A 10,289-nucleotide genomic window follows, 5' to 3' on the forward strand; every position below is an offset into this window, starting at 1 on the left:
GCGCCCGAGCTGAAGAGCAACCGCCCCATCCGCATCGCTATAGGCAAGCTCATCGTGGCGGCGCGAAGCAGAGCAGGTCGGTTTAGGGTCTTCAGCCGTGCTTTCGCTTGACTCCCCCGCCGCGTGATAACCTACTCACAAGCGGCGATTGGAAGGGGTTAAGGATGTCCCGCCTCAGCGATGTGAATGCGTTCATCGATCAGTCGCGGAGCTGTCGGACGGCGGACGATCTACGCGGAATGATGGAGAGCATAACGCGGGAGATGAGTTTTCATTCCTACGCGCTGTTTCAGCACGTTAAGCATTTCAGCTGGACAAATAAGCGGCTGCTGGCAATTTCGAACTACTCCCGCGGATGGCTCGAGTACTTCTTCGAGAGCAAGTTCACGAAGGATGACCCTGTCCTTATGGCCAGCCACCGCACTTCGGTCGGATTTAGGTTCTCTGAGATCCCTGACCTGATCCGCCTGAGCGATCGTCAACATGAGATACTGGCGGCGACCCGTCGCGAAGGTATCACCGACGGCTTCTGTGTCCCCTCGCACATTCCCGGGGAAACGAACGGCACGTGCACGTTCATAGTGCGCGACGCAGTACCTCTGCCCGAGGCCAACCTGCCGATGGCACAACTGGTCGGCAGCTTCGCGTATGAGGCTGGGCGGCGGATTCAACTCGCCGGGTTGACCATCCTCAATGCGCCGAGAAAGAAGCTCACCACGCGGCAGCTCGAATGCATCGTCCTGATTGGCCGAGGGAAGACAGATTGGGAGATTGCCAAAATCCTAGGCTTGCATGAGCAAACCGTCACGGACCATGTCAACTCCGCTCGAGCTCGGTGCGGCGTAAGCCGCAGGACGGAGCTTGTCGTCCACGCCCTCTACAACGGGGATCTTACGTTCAACGACATCCTCAACTAATTAGCGTCGCTGAAGGACTGATATGGCTTGACTGAGATGCGCGCCCGCCTCCCAAGCCGAGAGCGAGTCCAGCTCCTCCCGGTACGTGCTGAGTAGCGCAGCCAGTTCGTGGAGGCGTGTGTCTCCATTCGACGGCGGGCCTTGCTGACCGTTCCCCGCCTGATCCGCCACGCGGCTGAACCATGTTTCCTCAAGCAGCCGCTCCAATTTCTCGTCTGCGAGGGAGGTGAGACCAAGTTCTCGGACGCGCCTGCGGCCGTCGACAGGTGTTGAGACGACGAGTCCGAGTTCGATCAGCCGTCTTACCCTGCGATAAGCCGTTGCATGCACCACACAGGCGCTTAGATGGGACCGGTTCATAGGCACCCGCTTCCCTGCCCGCCCTGCGGCGAATAAGTGGAGAAGCAGGTCCCAAGCAGGTTCGCCGAACAATTCAGGCGGGAAGAACTGCGTTCGAATACGACGCTCCCACCAAAGGCGGCGAGCAAAATCCGACGTGCCGGCTCCGAATCCGCCGCTGGGCACGGGTGGCGCCGTTACGCCTACTGATCGCACGATGGCCCTGCCCCACAGGCCGATTTAAAGGCGGTGAGCTTTACCACGGCTCCCACTCCTCGCTGTCGTTGCGACAGCACACACGAGAACGGAGGGGACTGCACTCCCCCAATCGGGGGAGTGACAGTCAGGTGGTTAGGTCCTCGATCGTCAATCCGCTCTCGAAAATGGCCCTGATTGCAGCCTGTACGCGCGTGGGGACGTCGTACCTTTCGCGCGCCAGCCGAATGTGATGTTTGACGGTCTCGGATCCAATACCGAGGATTTGGCCTATCTCCCAATCGCTCTTACCCTTGGCGACGAGCACTAGGCATTCGAGCTGGCGTCGCGTGAGCGGCGGGTGCGGGATCCGGATCGGCACGCTCCTCCCCTTTAGAATCAGGGAGCGCGCCGACTGGAAGGCGAAGGCGGCGACAGACTCAGCCATCAACAGGCTCGAGTCGGGGAAGACTCGTCCAACAGTCACTGCGAAGCTGCAGGAACCCTTCGGCTCGCCGGGCACGTTGGTGGGCACAGTGTAGCCGTCGCCGATACCATAGCGCCTAGCCTCGATGGCAATGTCATTCTTAGGTCTCCAAAACCGCACTTGGGTTGGAAGGTCTCGCCAGCGAAAACCGACGTTGCGGCGCTCACTCGCCCCCAGGATGGGGTCCTTGGCGACCCATCGACGTTCTACGTAGATGCGGGCGAAATCAGCTGGGTAGTTGTGCAGGGCTAGAAGCGAGCCCGAATCGATGTGGGAAAGGTCGGCGCGTATCGGCCGCAGGTCGACATGGTGAAGGAGCGCAAAATAATCGAACCCCATTGACCGGCCAGTGCGCGACATCAGTTCGCGGAGCTCCGCCGCAGTGGAGACTCGACTGCTTCGCGCGACAAACTGTTCTAGATCCGCAAATGAAACCACGGCACAGCCCCCACTGCACAGCCCCACGGCGGAGCACGTTAACGCCTCCTCTCGGAACATCAATCCCGCAGAATCTGTCCGAGGCCGGCGCGGTCGAGCCCCCTCCTTAAGGAGGATAGCTGTCGCGCCCCGTCGCGACGATCATCCCTCTTGAGCAATAAGCAGGCGAGGGGGCTCCCGTTGGTCGAGTTGGTCACCACTGAGAATCGCGACGCGCATGAGCAGTTGCTGCACAGCATGTTCGAGGACCGTAAGGCAGTATTCGTTGACTTGCTCAAGTGGGACGTCCCTCACGACGGGCGGTGTGAGCGTGATCAGTTCGACGACGCTTACGCAGAGTATCTCATTGTTACCGATACGGAGACGTCGGTACACCTTGCCTCATTGAGAATGCTGCGGACAGATCGTCCACATATTTTGGGGTCTATCTTCCCTAACCTTTGCGATGCTAGCGTACCTGCAGCGCCGGACATTCGTGAGGTCTCACGTATTTGCCTTTCGCCTCGGCATCGCGACCCCGAACGTTGCCTCTACCGTGACCTGCTTGCGAGCGCGATGACCGAATATGCGCTCCTCACCGGCATTCGAGCCTACACGGCGGTGTCGGAAATGGGGCGACTCAGTCGGGTGCTGTCCGCCGGGTGGCGCTGCGAACCTCTCGGAATGCCGCGAAAAATTGGGCCGACGATGGTGGGCGCGCTGATGATCCACATCGATACGGACACAATTCGCCGGCTCCAGGCCTTTGGCAGGTATCACTCGGGAGCCCTTCGCGTCGAAGAGCGCTCCAACTTGGCAGCCTGAAACGGCAGGGGGAACAAACATGGCAACGACGATGCATCAGCTACCTGCCCTCGAAGCGGAGATCGAGCGGCACGTTGCCCAGCTGTTCGCAGACGGTTATGTCATTATTTCAGGGGCGGAAGAGCCTCAGGTCATGGGTTCGCTCGACGAGGATCTGGGCGAGCCGTTTCGGCGGACGCCTTTCAGCCGCGGAAACTTTTCGGGAGAGCGAACGGTTAGATTCGGCCGCGCGCTTTTGCGCTCCGAGCAAGCCGGCAGGGTCATACAGAGTCACCTGATACTCGGCATTGCCGAACGTGTGCTACTTCCCTGGTGTGAAAGTATTCAGCTGAATCTCACGCAAGGGATCGCGGTTCATCCGGGCGCACCCGCTCAGCTTCCACATCGTGATCAAGACATGTGGGGCGGTCCGAAGGGCGAGTTCGAATACATGGTCAACGTTATTTGGCCGCTGACCCGCTTCACGCGGGATAACGGCGCCACGATGGTATGGGAGGGAAGTCATCGGGAGGAGAAGGATAGATACCTTGTGGACGACGGCGTCATTTTTGCGGAGATGGAGGTCGGCGACGCCCTGATCTTCCTCGGCTCGACGCTTCATGGCCAAGGGACAAATCACAGCGACGAGATTCGGCGGGCGCTCGTCGTTGGGTACTGCCTCAGCTGGTTAAAACCGTATGAGAACAATATGCTGTCGTACCCGCCCGGAATCGCTCGCCACTTTTCAGAGAAGCTGGTCGACCTGATCGGGTACCGTCAGCTCACCGCTAATCTGAATAACTTTGAGGGCCAATGCCCCACAGTGCTGTTACAAGATGAAGTGCCAGAGTATTTCGGTGTAGTTGACGTCTTCCGCCCCGAGCAGGTGGAGGCGATCAATTATTATTACGAGAATCGTAAGCCGCGGCTCGTGTAGGCGTCGGTCGAATGACCACTCCTCTGTGAAGCACTGCGCATCCCGAAACCTCTCGTTGGAAGGTGCCCTCGCCCGTAAACGGCTTGCGCAGCGGCGGCAACGGGAGCACGTCTTTGGCGAGAATCTCTTCTCGGACGCGGCTTGGGACCTCCTCCTCCTGCTCTTCATCGCGGAGGAGGAGGGGCGGCACGTTACGGTTTCCACGCTCTGCTCGGAAGCACCCGTGCCCGCCACGACCGCGCATCGATGGATTTTGGCTCTCTTGGAACGAGGCTTGGCGACGCGCTCGCAGGATTCGGCGGACTGCCGGCTTCGGTACATTCGCCTCACGTGCGAATCTCATGAAGCGCTAAGATGCTACCTCTGGACCTGCGAGGGCGTGTGGCCTTTGCCGCGGCCGGCGCGGGCTGAAACCAGGCGGACGTAAGGCAATCCTCCGGTGCAGGGGAGAAGCTACCCCTCAGCGATGGTTCGCGACGTCCATTCCTCGCCTTCGTAGGTGAAGCGGACATGGTTGCCGCGCTGGAAGGCGCTGCCGTCCCACGCCACCACCTGCAGCTCGATGTCGTTGTTGCGGTGGACGTGGAGCCAGTTGAAGCTCTGCAGCTCGGCGTTGCGCAGCCGCGTCGACGTCGCCGTCCCCGCCTGAATGACGAGGGCCCGGCCGGCCGCCTCGACCATCTTGCGCGCCGCCGCGGCATAGGTGCGGTGGTAATGGCCGGCGAGCGCGATGTGGACGCCGGCGCGGCAAACCGCCCGCACCGCATCGTCGTGCCGCCCCACCGCCTCGGTGAGCTCGCTGCCCTCGCCGATCGGCAGCGAATAAAGCGGGTGGTGGGTGACGAGGATGCGGGTCTTGTCGGCCGCCACCGGCGCGAACCTCTGCTCGATCAGCGCCATCTGCGCACGGTTGATCCGGCCTTCCTTGAAGGTCAGCGCCCGCGCCGTGTTGATGCCGAGCACGGCGACATGATCGTCCTCGAACCATGGATTCAGATCGTTCGAGATGTAGCGTTTGTAGCGCCGCAGCGGCGCCGCGAAGCGTCGGGCGACGTCGTAGAGCGGCACGTCGTGATTGCCCGGCACGGCGAGGATCCGGTGCCCCGCCGCGCGCAGCCGGTTGAGCCAGGCGGAAGCGTCGCGGAACTGCTCGCGCCGCGCCCGCTGGGTGAAGTCGCCGCTGATGATGACGAGGTCGGGCTGCGCCGCCTCCAGCCACGCCTCGGTCCCGGCGACGACCTTGAGGTCAATCGCGCCGAAATGGATGTCGGAAAGGTGGGCGATCCGGGCGGGCATGAGCGGGGTGAACGAGCCGGAGCCGTTCCGGTTCAGCGCCAGATCCGCGCGTGGCGTCCGCCGAGCGTCGTCAGCAGCTCATATTGCGACAGGCCTGACTCCGCCGCCGCTTCGGGGAGGGCATAATCCACCTCCACCCAGTCGCCTTCGGCAAGACCTGGCGCCGCGTCGCAGCGGACCGCGGTGAGGTCCATCGACACCCGCCCCGCCACCGGCAGCTCGACACCGTCAAACCGTCCCCGTCCGCGGCTGGAGAAGCTACGCAGATAGCCGTCCGCATAGCCGATGTTGAGGATGGCGAGCTCGCACGCCTCCCGCGCCGTCCAGGTCGCATTGTAGCCGACGCTCGCCCCGGCCTCGATGCGCTTCCTCTGCACCACCTGCGCCTCGACGCGGACCACCTGCCGCACATGCCCCTCCGCCTCGCGGCGCGGCACCCCGCCATACAGAGCCAGCCCCGGCCGCGTCAGGTCGAACGCATATTTGTGCCCCAGGCAGATGCCGGCGCTGTTCGCCAGGCTCCGTCGCCGCGCCGGGATCGCCTCCGCCAGCCCGGCAAACGCATCGCGCTGCCGCGGGTTCATCGGTGCATCCTCGTCCGCCGACGCGAGGTGGCTCATCAAAGTGTCGATCTCAAGCCCGTCGAGCAGCCCCGAACGCGCTTCCTCCGGCGAGAGGCCGAGCCGTCCGATGCCGGTGTCGATCATCACGTCGCACGGCCGAGCGCCCGCCGCCGCCTTCCACCGCCGCACCTGCGCCGCCGAATTCAGCACCGGCCGGGCAGGGGAGACCTCCGCCGCGGCCAGATCCTCTTCCGCCACCCCGTGCAGCACGGCGAGCGATACGCCTGCGGTCTCCTCCCGAAGCGCCGCCGCCTCCGCCCAGGTCGCGACGAAGAAGTCCCGGCACCCCGCATCCCGCAGCCGGCGCACCACCTCCTGCGCGCCGAGCCCGTACCCGTCCGCCTTGACCGCCGCCCCGCACGCCGCCTCGCCGCTCCGCGCATCGAGCCACCGCCAGTTCGAAACGAGCGCGTCCCCGTCGAGGATCAGGCGAAGCGGGCTGTGCGGCATGGCTGGGGCGATAGCGGGGGAGGGGGGCGGAGGAAAGCCGCCTCGCACACGTCGTCCCAGCGAAGGCTGGGACCCCAGGGGGTGAAGAACGCAGGCGCATTTCACCCGCTGGGGCCCCAGCCTCCGCTGGGGCGACGGGTCACTCCAACTCCTTGCCCGCGGTCTCCGGCAGCCATAGCGCCGTCACCACCAGGGCCATCGCCACCACCGCGATCGTGTACCACAGGCCGGCGAACGGATCGCCCGTCTTGGCGACGATATACTGGCTGATGAACGGCAGGAATCCGCCGAAATAGCCGGTGCCTATGTGGTACGGCACCGACAGGGAGGTGTAGCGCACCCGCGCCGGGAAGAGCTCAACGAGCAAGGCGGCGACCGGCCCGAACGTCATTCCCGAGAGCATGCCGATGACGACGATGGCAAGGACGATCTGCCACGCCCGCCCCAGCGGCGGCACGATCTTCTGCAGCGGATAGCCCGCCCCCTTGAGCGCCGCGTCAAGCGCCTGCGGGTCCGACCCATCCACCCGCGTGGCGCCGACCGTCACCATCGGCGCGGCTCCCGCCGGCGCGTCGGCCTTGCGGTACCCCACGCCTTTCTTCGACAGCGTGTCGAGCAGCTTGCCGCAGGCGGTCGGCTGCACCTTGGCGAAGGGCTGGTAGGCGCAATCGCTGCCGCTCACCACCACCGGGCTCCTCTGCATCGCCGCCGACAACTCCGGGTTCGCCGCCGCCGCCATCCAGTGGAACAGCGGAAACATGAGGAGGATGGTGAGCGCATAGCCAATGACGATCGGCTTTTTGCGGCCGACCTTGTCCGAAAGCCAGCCGAACAGGATGAACCAGAACAGGCTGAAGATCGCGGCGACGCCGATCATCAGCCGCGCCGCATTGTCCTCGATGTGGAGCGCGTTCTGGAGGAAATAGAGGCCCTGGAACTGGGCGGTGTACCAGATCACCGTCAGCCCCGCCGCGATCCCGAACAGGGCGACGAGGATCAGCCGCCACTTGGCGCCGGTGTTGAAGCTCTCCTTAAGCGGATTTGCCGCGGTCTCGCCCGCCGCCTTCATCGCTTGGAAGACGGGGCTCTCCTTGAGCTTCAGCCGCACCCATAGCGAGACGCCGAGCAGCAGCAGCGAGAAGACGAACGGCACCCGCCACCCCCACGCCTCCCACGCGGCCGGGTCGACGAAATAGTTCGCCACCAGCACCACGGCGACCGACAGCAGGAAGCCGCCGATCACGCCCGCCTGGATGAAGCTGGTGTAGAAGCCCCGCCGGTGCCGCGGCGCATGCTCGGCGACATAGATGGCCGCTCCGCCATATTCGCCGCCGAGCGCCAGCCCCTGGAAGAGGCGCAGCACGACGAGCAGTGCCGGCGCCGCCACGCCGATGGCGGCGAAGGTCGGCAGCAGCCCGACACCGGCGGTGGCAAGGCCCATCACCGTGATGGTGACGAGGAACGTATATTTGCGCCCGAGCTTGTCGCCGAGCCAGCCGAACAGCACCGCCCCGATCGGCCGCACGCCGAAGCCCGCGCCGAACGTCGCGAGGGTCAGCAGCAGCCCCGCCGTGGCGCTCGCGGAGGGGAAGAACAATTTGGCGATGACGGTCGCCAGCGTCCCGTAGACGAAGAAATCATACCATTCGAACACGGTGCCGAGCGTCGACGCGAAGATGACCAGCCGGTCCCTCTTCGCATCCATCACATACTCCGCATCCACCCCCGCCATGCATCCGCTCCCGCTCGGCTTGTTCTGGCGCAAACCCTAGGCGGCACGCGGGGCAGGGGGCAAGCGGATCGACCTTGCGAGATTGCGGATGTTGCCAAGCGGGTAGAGGATGCGGAAGACCGCTCCCGAGGCACGCGGCCGGGACACGAGGCTTGAGAAATGAGGGTGCAGAAATTCTCCCCGATCGATCGCGAAAATCCGGTTTTTTAAGTCGTCGACGACGCGGGCAATCCACTCTTCGACGTTTCCCGCTCGGATGCAGGATTCCTCGAAATCGGCTTCGCACGAGCCGTGGCGAACCAAGTCTTCCTCCTGGAAGATTTCCAGCGGGCGCTCGGGGAGGCGACCGCCCGTGCGCTCTCCGGCGGAGATTCAAACTGATCTGACCGTCGGGGACAGTCTATTGACTGTCCCCGTGACCACCGCCGAATGGGCCTATGCGATCCCCGCCACCGGCACGCCCAGCTCCGGCGCCGCCATCGCCATCCGCTCGTCGAGCGTGACGAGGGCCAGCCCTTGGGTGCTTGCGACGGCAAGGTGCAGGGCGTCGCCGGCGCGGAGGCCCAGATCGTGCCGCCCCGCGTACGAGGCAGCGAGATCGAACGCATCTGGGGTAACGTCCATCACGGTAATTTCGTCGTTCACGAAATGCGTCCAGTTCGCCAAGACGCGGGCGCGTTGCTCGAGCGTCAGCGCTCCGGTGCGGACCTTGAGCGACAGGGCACTCGAAAATTCCGTCAGCACCCAGCGGCTCACTCTCAGCGCACCGGGCGCCGCATCGCCAAGCCATGCCTGGACGCGCTCGGTCGCGACTTCGCGCGTGTGCGCGGCGACGGCCGCGGAGGTATCAAGATAATAAATCAATAGCCGGAGTCGCGCATCTCTCGGATCAGCTCGGCAGCGCTCTTTTCCTGGCGGGGAAGGCTATCGGTGAGGCGCTTGAGCCGCTCGACATCGACCTTCCTCGGCGTCTTCTCGATCGCTGTCACTTTGACTACGGCCTCACCGCGCCGGGTGATCTCCACGGCCTCGCCGGCCTCGGCCTTGCCGATCACTTCCGAGAATCGCGCTTTGGCGTCCGCTACGCTGTAGCTGTCCATGGCCTGCTCCTGACTATCAGGATGACCATATCACGTCCGCCCCGCTCGATAAAGTGCGCTGCCGCCTTTCTCCCATGTCTCCGCCGTCCCTGGGCAAGGCTTCGGCGCCGATCGCCCGGATGAGGAGGGGACATCTGCGGCAATGATCCCGCAGCCGCACCGCAAGCGCCCAGCAGCGCTACGGTAAGGCGGGCGCAAAGTACTGCTTTGCGACGATAGCCCTACAGGCAGCTCTCGAGATACGGCTGGTCGAAGCCGAACTGCTTGGCCTTCTCCAGCGTGTACGGCCTCAGCCCCATCGAGCGGTACTCGCCGATGATCTTTCCGTCGGCGGTCTCGTCAAGATACTCGAACTTGAACAGCTCCTGGGTGACGATGACGTCGCCCTCCATCCCGATCACCTCGGTGATGTTGGTGGTGCGGCGGGAGCCGTCGCGGAGGCGCTTCACCTGGACGATGAGGTCGACCGAGTCGGCGATCTGCCGGCTGATCGCTTCCTTCGGCACCTTGATGTCCGACATCATCACCATGTTCTCCATACGCGCGAGGCATTCGCGCGGGGAGTTGGAGTGAAGCGTCGCCATCGAGCCGTCGTGGCCGGTGTTCATGGCGGCGAGCAGATCGAAGCACTCGCTGCCGCGGATCTCGCCGAGGATGATGCGGTCGGGACGCATACGCAGGGCGTTGATGACGAGGTCGCGAATGGTGATCGCGCCCTGGCCTTCGAGATTGGGCGGACGGGTTTCGAGCGGCAGCCAGTGCGGCTGCTGCAGACGAAGCTCGGCCGCGTCCTCGATCGTGATCACGCGCTCGCCCGGGTCGATCAGCTTCGACAAAGCATTGAGCATCGTCGTCTTACCCGAGCCCGTGCCGCCGGAGATGATGATGTTGAAGCGGCTGGCGCCGGCGATCTTGAGCACCGTGCCCATCTTCTCCGACATCGAACCGAAGTTCTTCATCATGTCGACGGTGATCGGCTTTTCGGAGAATTT

General features: G+C 64.0%; 11 protein-coding genes. 3 read left to right on the plus strand and 8 right to left on the minus strand.

The features are described from left to right. The first annotated feature begins 164 nt into the window (after positions 1–164). Complete coding sequence (locus VGC56_RS02485) at positions 165–917, plus strand: LuxR family transcriptional regulator (RefSeq protein WP_464123029.1); 753 nt, start codon at positions 165–167, stop codon at positions 915–917. A gap of 682 nt (positions 918–1,599) precedes the next feature. Here VGC56_RS02485 and VGC56_RS02490 read toward each other — a convergent pair. Further along, on the minus strand, positions 1,600–2,436 hold the full coding sequence (locus VGC56_RS02490; protein ID WP_464123030.1) for a LuxR family transcriptional regulator: 837 nt from the start codon (positions 2,434–2,436) through the stop codon (positions 1,600–1,602). Between the two features lie 120 nt (positions 2,437–2,556). Between VGC56_RS02490 and VGC56_RS02495 the strand changes: the two genes are divergently transcribed. Then, on the plus strand, positions 2,557–3,180 hold the full coding sequence (locus tag VGC56_RS02495) for an acyl-homoserine-lactone synthase (protein WP_464123032.1): 624 nt from the start codon (positions 2,557–2,559) through the stop codon (positions 3,178–3,180). A 19-nt stretch (positions 3,181–3,199) separates the two neighbouring features. Then, positions 3,200–4,096 carry a phytanoyl-CoA dioxygenase family protein gene (locus VGC56_RS02500; protein WP_464123033.1) on the plus strand — a complete coding sequence of 299 codons (897 nt, stop codon included), beginning with the start codon at positions 3,200–3,202 and terminating at the stop codon, positions 4,094–4,096. A 453-nt stretch (positions 4,097–4,549) separates the two neighbouring features. Here VGC56_RS02500 and VGC56_RS02505 read toward each other — a convergent pair whose 3' ends face one another. From VGC56_RS02505 to VGC56_RS02535, 7 genes are all read right to left on the minus strand, one after another. Beyond that, positions 4,550–5,392 (minus strand): metallophosphoesterase family protein, encoded by an 843-nt coding sequence (locus tag VGC56_RS02505; protein ID WP_464123034.1) that lies wholly within the window; start codon positions 5,390–5,392, stop codon positions 4,550–4,552. Positions 5,393–5,424: 32 nt separating this feature from the next. Beyond that, positions 5,425–6,465: an alanine racemase gene (gene alr, locus VGC56_RS02510; RefSeq protein WP_464123036.1), complete on the minus strand. Its 1,041-nt coding sequence runs from the start codon at positions 6,463–6,465 to the stop codon at positions 5,425–5,427. A 139-nt stretch (positions 6,466–6,604) separates the two neighbouring features. Then, positions 6,605–8,197, minus strand: coding sequence for an MFS transporter (locus tag VGC56_RS02515; protein ID WP_464123038.1), 1,593 nt, complete (start codon positions 8,195–8,197; stop codon positions 6,605–6,607). Positions 8,198–8,233: 36 nt separating this feature from the next. Beyond that, positions 8,234–8,500, minus strand: coding sequence for a hypothetical protein (locus tag VGC56_RS02520; protein WP_464123041.1), 267 nt, complete (start codon positions 8,498–8,500; stop codon positions 8,234–8,236). A 132-nt stretch (positions 8,501–8,632) separates the two neighbouring features. Continuing rightward, positions 8,633–9,061 carry a type II toxin-antitoxin system VapC family toxin gene (locus tag VGC56_RS02525; RefSeq protein WP_464123042.1) on the minus strand — a complete coding sequence of 143 codons (429 nt, stop codon included), beginning with the start codon at positions 9,059–9,061 and terminating at the stop codon, positions 8,633–8,635. Continuing rightward, positions 9,058–9,297: a type II toxin-antitoxin system Phd/YefM family antitoxin gene (locus VGC56_RS02530; protein ID WP_464123044.1), complete on the minus strand. Its 240-nt coding sequence runs from the start codon at positions 9,295–9,297 to the stop codon at positions 9,058–9,060. The genes VGC56_RS02525 and VGC56_RS02530 overlap by 4 nt, the downstream gene beginning before the upstream one ends. 221 nt (positions 9,298–9,518) lie before the next feature. Further along, positions 9,519–10,289, minus strand: a 771-nt coding sequence (locus VGC56_RS02535; RefSeq protein WP_464123045.1) for a CpaF family protein, incomplete at its 5' end; no start/stop codon positions are given.

It is taken from the genome of Allosphingosinicella sp. (assembly GCF_036403745.1).
Lineage (GTDB): Bacteria > Pseudomonadota > Alphaproteobacteria > Sphingomonadales > Sphingomonadaceae > Allosphingosinicella.